The sequence below is a fragment of the Corynebacterium sp. UMB9976 genome (assembly GCF_030212265.1).
Classification (GTDB): Bacteria; Actinomycetota; Actinomycetes; order Mycobacteriales; family Mycobacteriaceae; genus Corynebacterium.
The window spans coordinates 1-18,922 of sequence record NZ_JASODY010000025.1; the positions used below are offsets into that span (position 1 = coordinate 1).

General features: G+C 65.5%; 11 protein-coding genes and 4 tRNA genes. 5 read left to right on the top strand and 10 right to left on the bottom strand.

All coding sequences use genetic code 11. The features are described 5' to 3' along the window. Positions 1–359 precede the first annotated feature (359 nt). The 3 genes from QP140_RS08860 to wzm form a co-directional block, all read right to left on the bottom strand. On the bottom strand, positions 360–1,382 hold the full coding sequence (locus QP140_RS08860; protein WP_284759273.1) for an endonuclease domain-containing protein: 1,023 nt from the start codon (positions 1,380–1,382) through the stop codon (positions 360–362). Positions 1,383–1,980: 598 nt separating this feature from the next. After that, on the bottom strand, positions 1,981–2,775 hold the full coding sequence (gene wzt / locus QP140_RS08865; RefSeq protein ID WP_284759274.1) for a galactan export ABC transporter ATP-binding subunit Wzt/RfbE: 795 nt from the start codon (positions 2,773–2,775) through the stop codon (positions 1,981–1,983). A gap of 43 nt (positions 2,776–2,818) precedes the next feature. Then, positions 2,819–3,685: a galactan export ABC transporter permease subunit Wzm/RfbD gene (wzm, locus tag QP140_RS08870; RefSeq protein WP_012361173.1), complete on the bottom strand. Its 867-nt coding sequence runs from the start codon at positions 3,683–3,685 to the stop codon at positions 2,819–2,821. 645 nt (positions 3,686–4,330) lie between these two features. Between wzm and QP140_RS08875 the strand changes: the two genes are divergently transcribed. Continuing rightward, positions 4,331–5,647 (top strand): aminotransferase class V-fold PLP-dependent enzyme, encoded by a 1,317-nt coding sequence (locus QP140_RS08875; protein WP_284759285.1) that lies wholly within the window; start codon positions 4,331–4,333, stop codon positions 5,645–5,647. A 176-nt stretch (positions 5,648–5,823) separates the two neighbouring features. Here the strand turns inward: QP140_RS08875 and QP140_RS08880 are convergent, their stop codons facing one another. The 5 genes from QP140_RS08880 to QP140_RS08900 all read right to left on the bottom strand — a co-directional run bounded on the left by QP140_RS08880 (position 5,824) and on the right by QP140_RS08900 (position 13,746). Next, positions 5,824–6,837, bottom strand: a complete 1,014-nt coding sequence (locus tag QP140_RS08880; protein ID WP_284759276.1) for an NAD(P)H-quinone oxidoreductase — start codon at positions 6,835–6,837, stop codon at positions 5,824–5,826. A gap of 301 nt (positions 6,838–7,138) precedes the next feature. Further along, positions 7,139–7,223 (bottom strand) — tRNA-Ser (locus QP140_RS08885). 505 nt (positions 7,224–7,728) lie between these two features. Continuing rightward, positions 7,729–9,960: a YhgE/Pip domain-containing protein gene (locus QP140_RS08890; protein ID WP_284759277.1), complete on the bottom strand. Its 2,232-nt coding sequence runs from the start codon at positions 9,958–9,960 to the stop codon at positions 7,729–7,731. After that, positions 9,960–12,698, bottom strand: coding sequence for a YhgE/Pip domain-containing protein (locus QP140_RS08895; RefSeq protein ID WP_284759279.1), 2,739 nt, complete (start codon positions 12,696–12,698; stop codon positions 9,960–9,962). The genes QP140_RS08890 and QP140_RS08895 overlap by 1 nt, the downstream gene beginning before the upstream one ends. Positions 12,699–12,804: 106 nt before the next feature. After that, a complete protein-coding gene (locus QP140_RS08900) occupies positions 12,805–13,746 on the bottom strand; it encodes a hypothetical protein (protein WP_284759280.1) in 942 nt (313 codons plus the stop codon). Positions 13,747–13,967: 221 nt separating this feature from the next. On the opposite strand from QP140_RS08900, the gene QP140_RS08905 reads away from it, so the two are divergent. Further along, a complete protein-coding gene (locus QP140_RS08905; RefSeq protein ID WP_284759281.1) occupies positions 13,968–15,635 on the top strand; it encodes an SLC13 family permease in 1,668 nt (555 codons plus the stop codon). A gap of 104 nt (positions 15,636–15,739) precedes the next feature. Here the strand turns inward: QP140_RS08905 and QP140_RS08910 are convergent, their stop codons facing one another. Further along, a complete protein-coding gene (locus QP140_RS08910; protein ID WP_284759286.1) occupies positions 15,740–16,873 on the bottom strand; it encodes a histidinol-phosphate transaminase in 1,134 nt (377 codons plus the stop codon). A gap of 108 nt (positions 16,874–16,981) precedes the next feature. Here QP140_RS08910 and QP140_RS08915 point away from each other — a divergent pair. Together QP140_RS08915 and QP140_RS08920 are read left to right on the top strand one after the other, a co-directional pair. Further along, positions 16,982–17,069 (top strand) — tRNA-Ser (locus QP140_RS08915). Positions 17,070–17,242: 173 nt separating this feature from the next. Continuing rightward, positions 17,243–17,315, top strand: a tRNA-Arg gene (locus QP140_RS08920). 222 nt (positions 17,316–17,537) lie between these two features. Here the strand turns inward: QP140_RS08920 and QP140_RS08925 are convergent. Beyond that, entirely contained in the window at positions 17,538–18,515 is a 978-nt protein-coding gene (locus QP140_RS08925; protein ID WP_284759283.1) for a diaminopimelate dehydrogenase, read from the bottom strand. Positions 18,516–18,674: 159 nt separating this feature from the next. Here QP140_RS08925 and QP140_RS08930 point away from each other — a divergent pair. Beyond that, positions 18,675–18,747, top strand: a tRNA-Arg gene (locus QP140_RS08930). The last annotated feature ends 175 nt before the right edge of the window (positions 18,748–18,922 follow it).

Below are 18,922 nucleotides of genomic sequence, written 5' to 3' on the forward strand. Positions count from 1 at the left end.
CCCGGCCATGCGTTTCTCCCGTGTTCCCAACCGTGTGCCCGTGTGCCCGTACGTGCCCCATCCCCTGGCGATGCGCGTCGGGCTGCGCGTGCCCGGCTCCCTGTTCCGGTTTTGGGCTGTAGAGTGTCGGGTTTTGCTTGTTTTGTGGCACGGCACGGCCCGAAACCGCGTTTGTGCGCACCCGGCCATGCGTTTCTCCCGTGTTCCCAACCGTGTGCCCGTGTGCCCGTACGTGCCCCATCCCCTGGCGATGCGCGCCGGGCTGCGCGTGCCCGGCTCCCTGTTCCGGTTTTGGGCTGTATCGTGTCAGGTTTTGTTTGTTTTGTGGCACGGCACGGCCCGAAACCGGGCGGGGAACCTCAGCCTCGAGACTTGTGGCGGATGATGGCGCGCACCCGGTCCAGCACTCGCTCTGGATCGCGCATGCTTCGGGCGCTCAGCCTCAACGGGGTGAGGCCAAGGGCGGTCAGGCGTGTATTCACTTCGGTATCCCATTCGCGCTGGTCGGACGACGAGTGATACGCGCCGTCATAGAAAATCATGAGTCGGGTTTCCCACGAGCCAAGATCAGCAGTCGCAACGGGGCCGTCTGCGTCCGCAATCCGCACCTGGACCTCCAGATCTGGCAGCACAGGTTTGAGAAGAAGACGCAGCCACGTCTCGGGTGGGGAGTCAGCACCGAGCGCACCATGCTTCAGCACTACCTGTTGCACCTCGCGGGAGACGGGGAGCACATCGTTGACCTGGGCGATAAGTTCAGCTGGAGTGAGATTTGTGAAGGTGCACAGGGCGTCGGCTCCTTGAACGATGCGGAGATGGCTGGGTTTGATGCGGGGAAGCTGGGCGCTGTACCAGGTGTGTTTTTGCTGGCAGATGCTAGTTAGGAACTGACTGGCCGCGATCGGTAGCGGAGCCAGCGGTAGGTTCGGCAGGAGTCTGTCGTGACGAATGATGGGCTCGAATGACACCTTCACCGTGCTTCGTCGAGCTTGTCTTGGGTGCTGTGCGCTTTTCCGCGAGCTCGGTGTGATCATCTGAGCCGGCTGACCCTCGTGGAAGTACGGAAATCCCTGTATCGCCAGGGCAGAGATCCCGCCTGCGATCCAGGATGGATGAGCCATGAAATGCCCGCGAACCCGAACATCGTGCGGAAACTCCAGCGGAGGGCGGCTGGCGTGGCGCTCGAGAATCGCAGCTCGTTGCTTCGCGGTTTGGGCCAGTTCCAGAGCGCGAAGAATTTCGGGTGGCTTCGCGAGCCAAGTCTTAAAGGTGCACGGCTCGAAGTATCGATGGAGCATGGTGCGGGTAACCCCAAGCTCTTGCAGCTGTTTCCAGGTGTGGGGCACCTCCTGGTACCTGCGGTTCGTGAAGTTGCTCGGCAATAGCATTGGTCCCCCCCCGTTTCTTTCGCCGGGCAGCCCGCCGACCAGGTGCGCGGCTATCGCGCGTGGTGAGTAGGGCGCGCTCGCCAGGCTGTCTCACTCCCCACGTGCGCTTGCCTGGCTGTCCCCACGTGTTCGCTCCCCGGGCGTAGCACTCCGGCTAGAGCGCCAGTGAATCCCCCGCAGCGATATCCGCTCAGTGATGTCCCCTGGTAGCCCCTGAGTGTCGGGCCAGTCGAAGTGAATTGCTGTTGGTTTCTTAGCTATTAGACAATCCGGCGGGCGCTTTGGTTCCCGGTCCGGGCAGATGAATGCAGTTTTGGGCCGTCACGTGTCACGTTCTGCCGGTTTTTTGACACGCCACGGCCCAAAACCGGCGTTTGCCCCAAGACAGCCGAAAACCAGCGGTGGATGCCAAGGCGGGGTCAAGGGCTGCCATCATGGCTGCTCCCGCTAACACGGGCAGGTGCGCCCCCGTTTTGGGCCGTCACGTGTCAGGTTTGGCCTGTTTTGTGACATGGCACGGCCCAAAACCCGCCCCAGCCCAGCCACCCCAGGACCAAGCCCCCGCCCCAGCGATCCCCGGTAACCCGCCCGGCTACCGCCCCAAGTCGCGCAGGACGTTGCGCACGTGCTGCCCAGCCTCGGGCCCCTCGTAGGCCTCCACGACCTCGTCCACCGGCCCGGCCTGCCGAATCTCACCGTGGTCAATCCACAGCGCGCTATCGCACAGCTGCGCCAGGAACTCATTGGAGTGCGAAGCGAACACCAGGATGCCCGAGCGCTTCACCATCTCAACCAGCCGCGACCGCGCCTTCGCCATGAACGCCGCATCCACGGCCCCGATGCCCTCGTCGAGCAGCAGAATCTCCGGATCGATGCTGGTCACCACGCCCAGCGCCAAACGGATGCGCATACCGGTGGAGTACGTCCGCAGCGGCATCGCGAGGTAATCCCCCAGCTCGGAGAACTCCGCGATCTCATCCATCTTCCGGTTCATCGCCTTGCGCGTCTGCCCCAGGAACAGCCCGCGGATAATGATGTTCTCGTAGCCGGAGATCTCCGGGTCCATGCCCACACCCAGGTCGAACACCGGCGCCACGCGCCCGCGCACCACAGCGGACCCCCGCGTCGGCTCGTAAATCCCGGACAGCAACCGCAGCAGCGTGGACTTACCCGCGCCGTTGTGTCCGACCAGGCCCACGCGGTCGCCGTCCTGCAGGTGCAGGTTGATGTCCTTCAGCGCCTCCACCATCACGGTGTTGGACTCGTTCCGCCCGATCGCGCCACCGGCCGCACCCAGGAACGTGTGCTTCAGCGACCTGGTCTTCGCGTCGAAGATCGGGAAATCCACGCAGGCGTTGTAGGTGTCGATGCTGACTTGCTGCTTCATTCTTTTTCTTTCTTTTTTTTAGGACGCCAACCCGTTCGCCTTGTTACACCCAGTAGCTAACCCGGAAGCGCCACTTCCGCATGGCCAGCAGGGCAAGGCCCAGACCCACCACGGTCATGGCGATCACGATGTACCAGGAGGACGCCTCGACTGGCACGTTGATCATCGGCCCGCGCACGATCTCCAGGTAGTGGTACAGCGGGTTGAGCTTGGCCAGCGCCGCCCGCTCGGCGACCGCACCACCTTGATCGGTGAGGGTTTGTGCGGTCCACACGATTGGCGTCATATAAAAGGCCAGCTGGACGAGGGAGTCGAGCAACGGGGCGACGTCGCGAAAACGGGTCGCGACGATACCGAAGAACATGGTCACCCACACGCCGTTGATGATGAGCAGAGCGAGCCCCGGCACTGCCAGGAGCACCTCCCACCCGACGGGGATGCGGAAGATCGCGAGCAGCGCCAGCCAGATCACGAGGTTGTGCAGCAGGAAGAGGAACTGCCGCCACACAAGCCGGTAGACGTGCACGGATAGGGCGGAGGGTAGCTGTTTGATCAGGCCTTCGTTGGAGATGAAGACCTCCGCGCCTTCCTTGATGCAACCGGCGATGAAACCCCACATGATGAGGCCGACGGCGACGTGCGGCAGGAAAACGGCCACGTCGATGCCGAAGAGCTGGGAGTACAGCAGGCCCAGGGCGGCGGCCATCACGCCGGTGGCGATGGTGATCCACAGTGGGCCCAGGACGGAGCGGCGGTAGCGCTGCTTGATGTCCTGCCAGCCGAGGGCGAGCCAGAGCTCACGCTGCTGGAATCCCCGTGTGAGATCGTCCCAGGCGGCGGCGAAGGTTTGCGAGCGCGAGGCTGGGATGTCGCCGTCGTGGGTTGCGGTGATCCTGCTGAGGTCTGTCATGAGTATCGCATTCTAGTAGGAGGTGCGGACACGGTCGCTCAAGCGCGCCGGGGCTGCCCGCGTGGCTTCTGATGTTGCGACGCGTGTCACGCTGCAGTTTGCGCTTTGTGCGCAGCGGAATCGCGGTTGTGGTGGCCGTGAGCCCGCGGCGCCGCTCCTGAGGCGGCGGGCGGAGCAACTCTCGGGTTCAGGCCGGATCGCCCTCGGCTTCTGGGTCGGACGTTGTCAGGTGGCGCTGGTATTGTTTTGGCGTGACGGAGCCCGGGTCGCCGCGGATGCGGTTGGCCTGCGGTTTCACGCCGGTGCCGATGGTCGCTGGTTTGCTACGACGTCAGCGCCTGGTTCCGGTCGGTGTCAGAGTTCGGTGCCAGCGTCCGGTGCTAGCCGCCAGGACCTTAGGGCGTCAGCGCCTGGTTCCGCTCGGCGCCAACGCGCGGTGCCAGCGTCCGGCGTCGTTGCCCGGTGACGCCGCGCCGCGAGCGCCGTGGGGTCACGGTGTCGCTAGAGACGTCGGCACCACGGCCCCACCGGCACCCCGGCGCCAGTAGTTTTTCCAGGAAGGGAGATGGCTTGTTCGACAACGCACGGTTCGACAACCCCAGGGTGCGTGGTCTGTACACCTCCCTTTCCGGCGGCTGGGTCTATATGAACGCAGTGACGGACCCGCAGCTACCCGAGCGCGTCTCTGGAGCGGTTTCGCGCGCCTTCCGTTCCGCCCCGCTGGCCGCCCCGATTGAGGAAAACCACGGGGAGCACAGCCGCGCCGCGAGCCCGGGTACGCGCATCGGCGAAAGCCACATCAAGTCCGCCCGTGTCGCGATCGCTGACCTGGTCGGCGCCCGCCCGGAGCATGTGATCCTGGGCAGCTCGCGCACGCAGCTGATCAGCCAGCTCGCGGAGAGCCTGTCTCACCGCCTGCGCTTGGGCCGCCAGGTTGTCCTGTCCCGCGTCGACGACGGTGCGAACATCGACCCGTGGCTGCGCGCCGCCGACCTGTACGGCGCGGACGTCCGCTGGGCGGAGGCCGACCTGTCCACGGGCGTCCTCCCCGCCTGGCAGTACACGGAGCTGGTCAGCCCGGAGACCGCGGTCGTCGCGGTGGCAGCCGCGAATGAGCACGTCGGCACGGTCACGGACGTCGCCGCCATCGGCCGGACCGTGCACGCAAAGTCGGACGGCATCTTCGTCGTCGACGCGAACGCCGTCGCCCCGTTCCACGTGATCGATATCGCTGACCTGGGCGCGGACGTCCTGGCGCTGGACGTCGCGACCATCGGCGGTCCGTCGATCGGTGCGCTGGTCTTCCGGTCGGTGGAGCTGATGGGGGAGCTGTTCCCGCACCCGCCGCGCCAGTCCCGCGCCCGCGCGGCGGCCCGTTTCGGTGCTCATAAGGACGTTGCCCCCGGCCCGGGTGGTCTCGCGCTGCGCGGTGCGGTGCACCCGTCGGTGGAGCGCGCCCGCGAGTGGCTGGAGCTGGGCGGATTGAGCGAGGGTCTGCTCGGAGGGGTGTCCGCGGCGGTGGATCACCTGGCGGACCTGGCGTCCGATGCGGAGGGGGACTCCCTGCGGGGGACGCGTCGACGTCGCCTGCGTGGCGCGCTTCCCCTGGCGGAGGACTATGTGCACGGCCTGGCCCGGATGGTGGTTGATGGGCTGCACGGTCTGCCGGGCGCGCATGTCATCGGCCTGGAGGGGGAGTACGAGGAGCACTTCGACTACGACTCGGTGGAGCGCATCCCTCGCTTGAGCTTCTTCATCGATGGGGTGCCGGCGGAGGCGGTGCACGACCGCTTGTTTGCGCAGGGTGTGGTCACCAGTGTGATTCCCCCGGGGGACTCGGAGCTGCTGGAGCAGATGGGGGTTTTCGAGTCCAGCACGGGAGCGGTGTGCGTGGGGCTGAGCGTGCACAACACGGTCGGCGATGTGAATCGCCTGCTCCGCGCGGTCGCGAGCCTGCGCTAGCCGCAGCCCTAGCCGCGCCGGGCTGGGGCGTGGTGGCTCACCCGGCCTCATTTCAGATCGCCCACGCAGGGCATGCAGGTATTCATGGGTGCGCGGGGCATTCGGGCCCCGCGCCCAGCCCCGTGCCAGCTCCGCCCCCAGGCCTTTCCCCCGCGGCGCCGTAGGCCCCAGGCACCCTAGTCCTGCGGGACCTCGAAGACCACCTTGCCGGTGACCTCGCCTGCCAACAGTGCCTGATGGGCCGCGGCGGCGTCCTGAATGGGGACGGTGCGGTCGATGTGGTGGCTGATCTTCCCGCTTTCGAGCAGGGGCCACATCTCCTCGAGCGTGCCGCGCACGATGCGGGCCTTATCCTCTGCGTCGCGGTAGCGCAGCCCCGTCGCGGAGATCGTGCCGCGCTTGTTGAGCAGGCGGGCGATGTTGAGCTCGCCCTTCACCCCGCCCTGCATGCCGATGATCACCATGCGGCCGTCCATCGCCAGGGCCTTGACGTTGGAGTCCAGGTATTTCGCGCCGATGATGTCGAGGATGACGTCCGCGCCGCCGAGCTCCCGCAGCACCTCCGCGAAGTCCTCTTCCTTGTAGTTGATCAGCGTGTCCGCGCCGTAGCGGCGGCACACGTCGAGCTTCGCCTGGCTGCCTGCGGTTACCGCGACCTTCGCGCCGATGGCATGGGCGTACTGCGTGGCGAAGAGGCCGATGCCCCCGCCGCCGCCGTGGAACAGAGCGCGCTCGCCTTCGCGCAGCCCCGCGATGTCCGCGACGTTCGACCACACGGTGCACGCGACCTCCACGACGCTGGCGGCCTCCGCGAGGCTGTAACCCTTCGGGATCGGCATCAGCTGACCTGCGGGGACGGCCGCGTGCGTGGCGTAACCGCCACCGCTGAGCAGGACGGCGACCTCCTCGCCCTCCTGCCACGGGGTGCCGTCTGCCTTCGTCGCACCGTTCGGATTTTCGACGACGCCGGCGGCCTCCAAACCGATCGTCTCCGTCACGCCCTTTGGCGGCGGGTAGTGCCCCTGGGCTTGCAGGGTGTCGGCACGGTTGAGCCCGGCGTAGTGGATGCGGATCAGGGCCTCGCCCTCGGCGGGTTGGGGCTTGTCGATGGCCTGCCACTCGAGGGAGCTGGGGTCCTTCGGGTCGGTTTGGATGATGGCGTGGGCGGTGTTTGTGCTGGTGGAAGTCATGGCGCCCAGCCTAGCAACGGCTGCAGACACGGGCTCCGGATTCCGTCGATGCCCTTGTGCTGGCTAGGTGCGCGTGCCAGTTTGTGCCCGCTAATTGCCCAATTTTTGCCCAATCTTGCGTCAGCGGTGGCGACCGTCTGCAAGTGTCGGCTCCCTTGAGCGTTGGGTTGCATTTCGCACGCTGATCGAATGTTCCCGCGCTGACCAGGCGTTTTGGGTGCTGGACTGGACGGCGAAGCTCAAAGAAACGGGGCATGCGAAAATCCCCAGGTAGCTGGTGCTACCTGGGGATCTCTATCAGCGGAAGTAGAGGGATTTGAACCCCCGGATGGTTGCCCATCGCTGGTTTTCAAGACCAGTGCATTCGGCCGCTCTGCCATACTTCCGTGCGCGGGTTAGCTTACCCGGTGCCCCTTTAAACCGCACACGGAACTGTGCCACGCCTGGCCCATCGGGGCATCGGGTCGCGCTGGAGGAGTCCACCTTGGTGACTCTTACCGGTTTTGGGCCGTGCCGTGTCGCAAAACGGGGGAATCCTGACACGCTACGGCCCAAAACGCTTCTTGCTCATTCGGCAGGCGGGCGTGCGGGCTCGGGGGTCCACCTTGGTGACTCTTACCGGTTTTGGGCCGTGCCGTGCCACAAAACGGGCAAAACCTGACACGCTACGGCCCAAAACGTTTCTCGCTCATTCGGCAGGCGGGCGTGCGGGCTCGGAGTCCACCTTGGTGACTCTTACTGGTTTTGGGCTGTGCCGTGTCACGTATCGGGCAAAACCTGACACGCTACGGCCCAAAACGCTACTCGCTGGCCCAAACGCTACGGGTCCGCCGAAACCAGTCCCGCGCCAGGCGGCGCTGAGGTCGGCCAGCAAACGAGCACGAGCTCGCCCTAGGCCAGGACCTTCGATTCTGCGATGCCCTCGTCCATGCGCCGGTTGTAACCGTCCAGCCCCTTGCGCAGCACCAGGCCCAGCAACAGCGCCGGCAGGATGAACACCAGCAGGCCCAGGAGGTCCAGCCAGTAATCGCCTTGGTAAATCCCAGCGATGGAGGAGCGGAACGCCCGGATCGCGTAGGTCGCCGGCAGGAATGGGCTCATGGACTGGAACCAGCCCGGCAGCAGCTCCAGCGGATACGCGCCACCCGCGCCAGAAACCTGGAACACCAGCAGCAGCACGCCCAAGGCCTTACCCGCGTTACCGAAGGAGATCACCAGCGTGTACACCACCAGCATGAACACCATTGAGCTCAGCCAGCAGGCCAGCGTGAACAGGAACGGGTGCGCGGGCTCGATGCCCACGAAGAAGATCAACCCGGCCGCCATCAGCAGGCTCTGCACCGTGCCGATCAACGCGAAGATCCCGAAGCGCCCCAGGTAGGCCTGCGCGCGGCTGTAGCGCTCCGGATCCAGCGCCTCCTCGGTCTCGTCCCCGCGCTCGGAGATGCGGGTGTGCACCACGACTGAGGTGATCAGCGCGCCGACCCACAGTGCCAGTGCGCCGTACAGCGGGGTCATGCCCGTGCCGAAGCTATTCACCTCGTTCAGCGGTTCGCGCTTCACCGCCGTGGGGTTGGCCATGTGCTGCGCCAGCAGGCTCGGGTCGTTGCCGATCATCCGCGCTAGGCGGGAAAGATCGCCGGTCTCGCCGGCCCGCTTGATCTCCCGGGCCAGCTTGTCGGCATCATCCGCGCGCTGGTTCAGCTTCTTGGACAGCTCCGCGGTGGCTGCCTGCATCGATCCCAAAGAGTCCGCGAGCGACGCGTCCCCCAGCGTGCCCTTCGCCCGCCGCAGGTCCGCCTTCACGCCCTGCACGCTCTGGCTGAGCTGCTGCACGGAGTCACCAAGCTTTGCCAGCTGGGGCTGCAGGTCGTTTGCGTAGCTGTTCCTGGCCTTATCGACGGCCTCGACAGCCTTCGCGATCGCGGATTTACTGTCCTTCCGCGCCTGCTCCATGGACGCCTTGCCGGAGCGCAGGTCCTTCGCGGAGCGACGGAAGGTGTCCCGCAGTTCGGTGGTCCGCGCGATGGATTCGTCGATGTTGTTCAGTACCCGGTGGTACGCGGGCTTCGCGGTGATCGGCAGTGCTGGGGCCACGCGGGTCTCCAGCGTGTTGCGCAGGTCGTTCAGCCCGTCCAGCTGCGCGTCGAAGCGGTCAGCCATCCGGTCCAGCGCGTTCGCGGAGGTCTCCGGGCTGTTGTTCGCGCGTCCGAAGACCCGGTCGATGCTGTTGCCCACCGCGTTGTAGCTGTCGCTGGTTGCCTGTAGAGACACGCTCAGGGACGACGCCGCCCCGGCGAAGGTTCGGCCCAGGTTGGCCAGCGCTTCGTCGCCCGCGCCGGAAGCCCCGCCCGAGCCGCCGGAACCGCCGGTTCCGCTCAGGTTGAGGGCATCCATTTGGGCGCCAGCGGACTCGGTGATCCGCTCGGCGCTTTGGGCCAGCGGGATCGTGGATTCCACCAGGGAGGACAGTGAGGACACGGAGTTGCTGCCCTGCCGCAGCTGGCGGGCCACCCCGTCGACGCTGGACTCCATGCGGTCGAGAACAGCCTTCGTGTCCCCTTCCGTTAGGACCTTGTTCAGGTTCTTGACCAGCCCCAGGCCGACGTTGTTGACGACCTCAGAGAAGGACTCGTTGATCTGGTCGATCGCGCCGGTGGCGGCCTGCTCGGTGATCATCGGGGCCAGCGAGTTCTTCTTCTGGTTCGTGTACATCGTTAGCTCCGTGGGTTCGGTGCCGGCGATGTAGAAGGTCATCAAGTCCTTGGAGAAGCTTGGCGGTAGCACGATGCTGGCGTAGTACTCGCCGGAGCGGGTGCCTTCGAGGGCGTCCTCCTTGGTGGTGATGATCCAGTCGATCTGCTTATTCAGGCTGAGCTGGGCCAGCACCTGCTCGCCCAGGTTGAGGTTCACCTGCGCGAGATCGGTGTCGTGACCCTCGTCTTCGCTGCTCACAGCGATCTTGAGCTCGTCGGTGTTGTCGAAGGGGTTCCAGCTGGCGAGCACGTTGAACACGGTGAAGACCAGCGGGACCACGGTGAGCCCGAAAAGCACGATCATGGTGATGACGTTCTTGCGGGCGGACCGGAGGTCGTGGCGCAGGATTTCGCGGATCTTGCTCATTAGTTCTCGCCCTCCTGCTTCTCGACGTCACTGTTCCCGCCGTTATCTCCATCGGCAGGCTCGCCGCCGTCGGCGGCCGCATCGCCGCCCCTGGCCTTATCGGCATGGGCGCGGGCGAGGTGTTCTTCGTGTTCATCATCAAAGGTATAGGCACTGGAGCCGGCCGCCTGGGTGGCGGCGACGTACTCCAGCTCGGCGCTATCCAGGTCGCTCAGCTCCTGGGCGTGCAGGTAGCTCTGGCCGGTGTACTCCCGCGCACCGATGATGAACACGATCAGCAGCGCCCAGGCGATACCGATTGCGAAGATTGCGGCGCGCTCGGTGTCGAAGACGGCGTTGACCACGCCCAGCACCGCGAGACCGATCAGCCCGATGATGGCCGTTCGGCCGATCTGCTTCGGGGTGTCCCTCAGCACCTTCGCCGTGCGTTCCTCGGTGAACTCGTTGAACTGCTCATGGTTGTTCAGCGCGTGGATGACATCCGCCATCCGGTAGCCGGAACCGACCACCTGAACCTTGTCGGAGACCAGCAGGCCGGAACGGGCGAGCTGCTGGTTCAGGATCAGGTTCACGTGCGACAGGCGTCGTCGGGCGACCATGCCCACGAACAGGAAGGCCAGGGACATCAACCCCAGCACCCCGAGCGCCTGCCAGTAGTGGGAGCCGTAGAAGCCGCCGATGGTTTCGCGGGCGGCGTCGATGCCGTAGGTCATCGGCAGCAAGGGGTGCACGATCTTGAAGAAGTCGGGCGTCATCTCGATGGGGTAGAGCCCGGACGCACCCGGGATCTGGATGAACGCCATACCCACCGCCAGGCCACGGCCGATGTGACCCAGCGCGGAGACAAGCCCGTAGATCACCCCGAGGTATCCCAGCCCGACCAGCACATTCGTGAGCGTGTACAGCGTTGGGCTGACGGTCTGCACGCCGATCAGCAGGTTACCGATGGATACGATCACAGCCTGACCCACCACGAAGGCTGCGAGCAGCAGGAAGCGTCCCCAGAAGGCCTGGCTGACACTCACGCGGCGGGCCCTTTTACCCAGGTCCTCGGTGTCCACCTCCACGCGGAAGATGACGACCATCACGAACGCGCCGATCCACAGCGTCAGGTTCGTGAACAGGGCGGCCATTCCGGAGCCGTAGTTCTTCACTGGGTACATCGGCTCGTTGACCAGCGTGGCCGGGGTGGCCATGAACTGCCCGATGTCCTCGGAGTTCAGCCCGCGGACCGTGCGGAAGGCCTCGTCGTCGCCGAGGCGCAGGGCCAGGACGTCCGTCTTCGCGTTCTCGACCCCGTCCTGCAGACTGCTGAGGTTGCCCTTGAAGTCATCAATGACGTCGGTCGTGGCGCCGATCTGCCGATCCACGCCGTCCAGGACGTTCGATGCCTCCCTAAGCAAGGACTGCTGAGAGTTGAGGGATCCGGAGAAGGAGCCGGTGGCCGCGCTCAGCCGGTTGATCGCCCGGTTGAGCTTGGGCAGCGTATCGCCCGTTGTGCTGTTCAGGCCCTTCGCGGAGTCCCGCGCGGCGGCTGCGGCCTGAGTCAGTTCCTCGGAGCTGTTCCGCAGCACCTTGGCGGTTTCGCTGGTGCGCGTGCCCGCGGCATTGAGGTCTGCGAGCAGTTTCCGGTTGGCGTCGTTGCTGCGCTGCAGGTCGTCGATGGTGGCGTTGAGCTGGCCAGCGATGGCCGGGCTCACACCCGCGGTGCCCATCAGGCCGCGGAGCTGCGCGATATTGCGGTCCCCGAGGTCGACGAGTTGGGTGGTCTGCTCGCTGGCGGCGGCGATCTGTCGGCCGGCCTGCTCGGCGGCGCTGCTGACCCCGGCGACGGAGGAGTTGGCGGCGGCCGTGCCCTCAGCCAGGGCGGCAGTGCCCTGGGCGTAGGCGTCACCGGCGGAATCGGAGAAGTCCGCGACCATGCGCTGCACGATCGCGACGGACTTATCGACCTCCGCGAGGGTGGACTTGGCGTCCTCAAGGGTGCCGTGAGCGGAGTTCAGAGCATCCTTGGTGGCGGCGATGGTGGGGCGGGCGCCGACCACGCGCCCCTTCATTTTGTCCAGGGATTCCTGGCCCTCGTCCAGTGTCGCGAGGGTGTCGTCCAGCCCGGTGACGGCCTTGTTCTTGCTGTTGTCGAGCCGCCCGGAGATGCTGTTGCCCTCTTCCCGGACCTTCTTGGACGCCGTCTCGCCCAGCTGCTTTTTGAAGGAGCTGGTGATCTGGTCGTTGATCGCGGACGCGCCGGCATCGGTGATCAACGGGGCGACGGCGCTGAGCTTCTCATTCGGCCGGTAGATCAGCTGCGGCTGGCTATAGGTTCCCTGAAATGTGGAGAGGAGATCCCGGGAGAAACGGTCGGGGATCTCGATGCTGCTGAAGACGTCGCCACGCGCGAGCGCATGATCGGCCTCGGATTTGGACATGAATTGCCAGCCGAGCTCGTCGTTTTCCTTGAGCTCGGCGACGACCTCGTTGCCGATGTTCAGCGACCCCGTGAGCGGCGATGACGCGCCGCGATCTTCGTTGACGACGGCGACCTTGATGTTTTCGGTGCTGCCGTAGGGGTCCCAGAAAGCTGCGACGTTCACCCAGGAGTAAAGCGCGGGAGTGATCATGACTCCGATGAGAATGACCCACACTTTACGGACACTCACGAGACGCTTGAGGTCTCGAATAAAGATCTTCCAGGCGGTGTTCACCACGTGACCGTACCATTTTTGGAGGCTGTTGAGCACTCGTTGCTGCCCGGAGGGGAGGAGGGGCGCCGCGCCTAGCGCAGGAGAAATGCGCTTAGCGGGCAAATTGACTCAGCTGGGAGCTAAGTCGCTGCCCTCAGCAGGCCTAAATCGGAAGGATGCGGGTGATCGCGCCCAGCTCCGTCAGCTCCGTGGCAGCGTCGGCCCGCCCCGGCGCTTCGCCCCGCGGTGCACGGTACGCCAGCGGGGAACCAACCTCAGCCCGGCTGAGGACTCGCCAGCGTAGGAACTCGTGGGTCACTTCGCGCCGGGCGATGTGGGTGAGCCACAGCTGCCGGCCCACGAGCGCGGTGGCTCCCGAATCGAAGCCCAGCATGTACTCCCGGTCGCCTAGCTGGCTGTGCTGCAGGCCCCCTAGCGAGCGCAGCCCCTCCGGCTGGGCTGGCTGATTCAGCACCGTGATGCGGCGCACCAGGCCCAAGCGGTGCTCGGAGCCCTGGGTACTGCGCAGCCGGAGTGGCTCGCCGGGGCGGCAGCGCAGCACGGCCTCGTACTCCCACATCACCGGTTGCATCAGGGACGCCGAAGCATCGGCCGAGCCGCGTTGGTTCCGCCGTCCCCCGCGGCGGGACGAGCCGGACCGACCATCACGGCTGGCCGTGGTGGGGCGGGTGTGTGGGGTGGGGAATCGCGCCGGGCGAATCACGGCCCAGCCGCCACCAATTGTGGCCACCCGCTCCGGGGCGCCCGCGTTGGCCGCCAGCTCGACCCGGGCCAGCTGCTGGGCCTCGGGGATAGCCTCGCCGCGTGGAGGCGTGGTTGCGCTCCCAATGCTTGCCGCAACGTTTGCGGCCGCAGCGCCGTCCCCATTGTCATCTCCAGCGCCACCCTGGACCGGTTCGAAAGCCCATGGGTGTACCGCCAGTTCGGCCTGCAGGGCCGCGAGCAGCTCCTCATCCGAGGAGTTACGGGCCACCCCCAGCGGCTCCAGGCGAGCGAAGAACTCCGCAAAGGAGAGCTCCGGTTGCGCCTCCCACGCCTGCTGCAGCACCCGCATGACCCCGGGTATCCGAGTGGGATCTTTCATCAATACCTCTTAATGCCGAGCGTTCAGGGGGAGACGTCCTAAAAATATGGGGGGTCGAACAGGAACCTATCCGACACACAGTGCCCGGGAAATTTTCATTAATGCTGAACATAGCCGACAATAGGGGTGAAAACCGGCAGCGCAACAACCGGCTACCGGTTGATCCACCTCACGAACACGGCCTAGCCACGTCGCTAGCCCAGATAAGAATGGGGGAGCTGATGAGCGCACCCAAGAATCGCGATTCGGAGAACACCGTGGTCGAACGCGATGCACAGGACACCGGCACCACGGCCACCGCGACCACCGCGGACGCGCCCGGCCCGGAGCAGAAGGTCGACGCCGACCTCATCACCGAGCGCGCCGAACAGGAGCAGAAGGCCCGCCGCCGCGCCGTCGTCGGCCTGTTCGTGGGCGTCCTGCTCGCCATCCTCGTCTACGCAATCTTCCCGGCCGATGCCGCGGATGCCGTGAACAAGGCGTACCCAGACGCGGAGAAGGGGCCCTTCGACGCTGACGCGCTGCGCATCACCGCAGCGATCGCCGTCCTGATGGGCGCCTGGTGGATGACCGAGGCCCTGCCGCTGGCAGCCACCGCACTCGTACCGCTCGTGGCTTTCCCGATCCTGGGTGTGGTGCCGTTTAAGGAGGTCTCGCCCTCCTACGCCAACCCCACGATCTTCCTGTTCATGGGCGGATTCATCCTCGCGCTCGGCATGCAGCGCTGGAACCTGCACCGCCGCCTCGCGCTGCGCGTCGTGACCCTGGTGGGTACGAAGCCGAAGCAGATGGTGCTGGGCTTCATGATCGCCACCGGCTTCATGTCCATGTGGGTCTCCAACACCGCGACCGCGGTGGTGATGCTGCCGATCGGTATGTCCGTGCTGGGGCTGACCGCCGACATGGTGGGTGGCTTCTCGAAGCAGAAGAAGTTCTCGACCGCCCTGATGCTGGGTATCGCCTACTCCGCCTCCATCGGTTCGCTGGGCACCATCATCGGCACCCCGCCGAACACCCTGATGGTTGCCTACCTGCAGGAATCCCACGACATCCACATCGGTTTCGGCCAGTGGATGCTGGTCGGTGTGCCGATGGCTGCCGTGTTCATGGTGCTGGCCTGGCTCGTGCTGATCACCGTGTTTAAGCCGGAGATGGACCAGATCCCGGGGGGCCGTGAGCTCATCCAGGACGAGCTGAAGAAGATGGGTGCGATGTCCCGCGCGGAGAAGACCGCCGGCTCCATCTTCCTGCTCGCTGCCCTGGCGTGGGTCTTCGTCCCGGTCATCTCCGACTGGGCCGGTTGGGAGCACAACATCGACGACGCCACCATCGCCATCACCGCCGCGATTCTGATGTACATGCTGCCGGCCGATGGTTCCGGTAGCCGCGTCATGGACTGGGAGCACACCAAGGAGGTTCCGTGGGGTGTGCTGCTGCTCTTCGGTGGTGGCCTGGCGCTGAGCTCCATGTTCGACAAGTCCGGCCTCTCCCTGTGGATCGGTGAGGTCGCCCGTGGCCTGGGTGGTCTGCCGATCGTGCTGCTGATCGCCGCGACGGCCATCGTCATCCTGGTGCTGACGGAGTTCACGTCGAATACGGCGACGGCCGCGGCCTTCCTCCCGATCATGGGCGGCGTGGCTGTCGGTACGGGCCTGACCGCGGGCAACGACATGAACGTCCTGCTGCTGACGGTCCCGGTCGCCCTGGCTGCTACCTCGGCGTTCATGCTGCCGGTCGCAACGCCGCCGAACGCGATCGCTTACGGCTCGGGTTATGTCCGCATTGGCGACATGGTGCGCGGTGGTCTGTGGCTGAACCTCTTGGGCATCGTCCTGATCACCATCGTGACCTTCGCGCTGGCTGTGCCGGTCTTCGGGCTGACGCTGTAGCTCGCGAAAAAGGAAGGAGCGCGCCACCGGGGCAGGTGGCGCGCTCTTTGTTATTGGGGTGGGTCGAGGCTGACCCGCGGCGTGGGCTGGTTCCGAGTCGGTGCCTAGAGCTGGGCCAGGGCGCGGCGCAGCGCCGGGATCAGCTCCTCAGTTTCCGTCTCATCGGTCACCGTGATGCGCACGCCCTCGCCGGCGAAGCAGCGGGTGAGGATGCCCTCCTCCTTCATCGCCGCCTCCAGGGCTTCGGCCTTGTCCCCGACGGGCAGCCACACGAAGTTCGCCTGTGACGGCACCTGGAGCTCGGCGGGCAGCGACTCGGTGACGCGCTCGCGCTGGTTGATCGTCTCCGTCACCCGCTGCTGCAGCTGCTGCTGCGCCTCCTCGCCGATGCTCTCCAGGCCCGCGACCTGGGCCAGCGCGTTAACGCCGAAGGGGATCGCGACCTTGAGCAGCGCTTCGACGAACTCCGCGGAGCCCGCCAGGTAGCCCAGGCGCACCCCCGCCAGACCATAGGCCTTGGAGAAGGTGCGACACACCGCCACGTTCGGGAACTGCGCCATCAGCGCCAGTCCATTCACGCTGGCCGTGAAGCCTTCGCCCGGAACATCCGTGCCCTCGGCGCCCGCGTCACCGGCCAGCCCGGAACGGTCGTATTCGATATACGCCTCGTCCAGCACCACCTGGACATCCTCCGGCACCTGCTTCAAGAACTCGGTGAGCCGAGCCTGCGGCACTACCGTGCCCGTGGGGTTGTTCGGGTTGCACACGAAGATCAGCCGCGTGCGCTCCGTGACCGCGGCGAGCATGGCGTCCAAATCGATGCGGTAATCATTGCTCAGCGGCACCGCGACCGGCCGCGCGCCGGCGATCTGCGCGAGGATCGGGTAGGCCTCGAAGCTGCGCCAGGGGAACACGACCTCGTCGCCGTCCTGGCAGGTGGCCTGGATGGCCTGCAGGCACAGTGCGCTCGACCCGTTGCCCACCGCGATGTTCTCTGCCGTGAGATCCGGTGCCCCCGGCGTGCGGGACAACCACTCCGCGAGCTCGCCGCGCAGGGCTGCGACCCCCATGTCCGGGTAGCGGTTCAGTCCCGCTGCAGCTTTCGCCACTGCTTCCTGGACGGCGGGCAGGGGTGCTGCGGCCGTTTCGTTGGAGGCCAGGCGCAACGCATCCGGCAGTGCTTTTCCGGGGACGTAGGCGGGCAGTGTGGAGAGATCGGAACGTACCATGCCTGGCATCGTACTCCGCCGGAATGCCTGGTCGGCGGCGTTTGTCTGCCTCACACCCGTTGTGTATGCTTGAACATCGTCTAGTCAGGCGGGTTCGCCCTGTCCTGATCAGATGCTGGAGACGTGCCAGAGTGGCCGATTGGGGCTCCCTGCTAAGGAGTTGTCTGCATTGCGCGGACCGGAGGTTCGAATCCTCTCGTCTCCGCTCTTCAACAAGGCTGTTCGCTGATGAGCTGCCGAAACCGTCGAGGTTTCAAGCTGCCCAGTTCTTGTGGTGAGGCGCTGGGGTTTTTCAGCTTCGGATAGTGTTGTGGGGCGTGTGGTGCGCCTGTGGTGGTCCGAGTGGATTGTGCCGTCGCGTGGCCTTGTTGGAGTACTGCGCCCGTAGCTCAACGGATAGAGCATCTGACTACGGATCAGAAGGTTGGGGGTTCGAATCCCTCCGGGCGCACTCTTGTCACAGCGTCGTTGCTGCCCAGGTGGGTGGCTGCGGCGCTGTTTTCTTTCTATTTTCTTTTTACGACGTCAGAAGGACCGCCACGGTTCATACCGTGGCGGCCCTTCTGGGTTTCTAGGTCCCCAACCTGGCTGCGAGGTGCCCGCCGGTGTTGCCGGGTTTTGTGGGGGCGACCCAGGCGCCAGGGGTAACGCCCCGCTGACCGGGGAGGGGGTCTTAGACGTCCTCGCGGAGCATGTCTTCCAGGGACTTTTCGCTCAGCAGGTACGGTGCGATCTCCAGCACGGTGAAGGCGCCGGACTGGCCGGACTCCTTCAGGCGGTGGGCGGCGCGACCGTATGCGACCTGCACGGCTGCGGTGAAGTCCGGGTTGCGGTCCAGCTCCAGGGTGTATTCCACGGTGTGGTGGGTGCGGGTCGCACCCAGCTCGCCGGTGGTGATCACGTGGCCGCCGTGCGGCATGCCGGTGTGGTTCTTGTCGAACTCCTCCTGGCTGATGAAGTTCACCTCGACCTCGTAGCCCACGAAGTAGTCCGGCATGTTGCGGATATCGTTCTCGATCCGCTCCTTCAGCTCGGCGTCGTCGCTCTCTGGGACGACGAAGCACTGGCGCTTGTGGGCGTTCTTGCCGGTGATGCCCTCGGCCTCACCGCGGCGGGCCTTGTCCAGGGCCTCCTCGGCCGGGAGGGTGTACTGGACAGCGGAGGTCACGCCCTCGATGCGGCGCAGGGCATCGGAGTGACCCTGGGAAAGCCCTGGTCCCCAGAAGGTGTTCTGCTGCGCGTCGGGCAGAATCGCGGCCGCGTACACGCGGTTGAGGCTGAACATACCCGGGTCCCAGCCGGTGGAGACGACGGCGACGTTGCGGGCCTTCTCGGCGACGTCCTGCATCGCGGAGTAGTGGCGGGCGACGTCGCGGTGATTGTCGTAGGTGTCCACGGTGCAGGCGTACTTCGCGAACTCCGGTGCCTGCTCCGGGATGTCGGTGGCGGAGCCGAGGCAGAGGTAGAGAACATCGATCTTGTCTGCGTACTCAGCCACGTCTGCAACAGGGATGACCGGCGCGTCGGTGTCGAGGCTGTCGCGGCGCGAGAAGACGCCCACCAGTTCGATGTCGCTGGTCTGCTTGATGACGGCTTCGACGGACTTGCCGAGGTTGCCGTACCCCACGATGCCGGCCTTGATTGTCGCCATGCGTGTTCCTTTCGTTGGAGTGGCTTGTTGTCGGCTCCCAAGATTACGCCGATTTTTTGGGTCGTCACTAGGTTTATGCGTGTAAAAATATTGCTTTTTTAGCGCGCTGCGCTGCGATTTGTTGCTTCTGCAGGAGGGCATGTATAGTTATGCCCTGTTGCGCCCGTAGCTCAACGGATAGAGCATCTGACTACGGATCAGAAGGTTGGGGGTTCGAATCCCTCCGGGCGCACGAGTCAAAACCCCTGGTGAGCGGCTTTCAGCCCCGCCAGGGGTTCTTGCTGTGCGCGCCGGCCTGCCGTCGCTCGCTACGCCGCCGTTAGAAAATCTCGGGTTAAGGGTCAAAAAGTGTGTCCGGAATCGCCGATTTTCAGGGGTTGACCTGTAGGTTTCAGGAAAGTATATGC

Bases quoted from the DNA above. Each gene is read 5' to 3' on its own strand.
- wzt (WP_284759274.1), bottom strand. From the start codon at position 2,775: ATGAAGCAGCAAGTCAGCATCGACACCTACAACGCCTGCGTGGATTTC.
- wzm (WP_012361173.1), bottom strand. From the start codon at position 3,685: ATGACAGACCTCAGCAGGATCACCGCAACCCACGACGGCGACATCCCA.
- QP140_RS08875 (WP_284759285.1), top strand. From the start codon at position 4,331: ATGAACGCAGTGACGGACCCGCAGCTACCCGAGCGCGTCTCTGGAGCG.
- QP140_RS08880 (WP_284759276.1), bottom strand. From the start codon at position 6,837: ATGACTTCCACCAGCACAAACACCGCCCACGCCATCATCCAAACCGAC.
- QP140_RS08890 (WP_284759277.1), bottom strand. From the start codon at position 9,960: ATGAGCAAGATCCGCGAAATCCTGCGCCACGACCTCCGGTCCGCCCGC.
- QP140_RS08900 (WP_284759280.1), bottom strand. From the start codon at position 13,746: ATGAAAGATCCCACTCGGATACCCGGGGTCATGCGGGTGCTGCAGCAG.
- QP140_RS08905 (WP_284759281.1), top strand. From the start codon at position 13,968: ATGAGCGCACCCAAGAATCGCGATTCGGAGAACACCGTGGTCGAACGC.
- QP140_RS08910 (WP_284759286.1), bottom strand. From the start codon at position 16,873: ATGCCAGGCATGGTACGTTCCGATCTCTCCACACTGCCCGCCTACGTC.
- QP140_RS08925 (WP_284759283.1), bottom strand. From the start codon at position 18,515: ATGGCGACAATCAAGGCCGGCATCGTGGGGTACGGCAACCTCGGCAAG.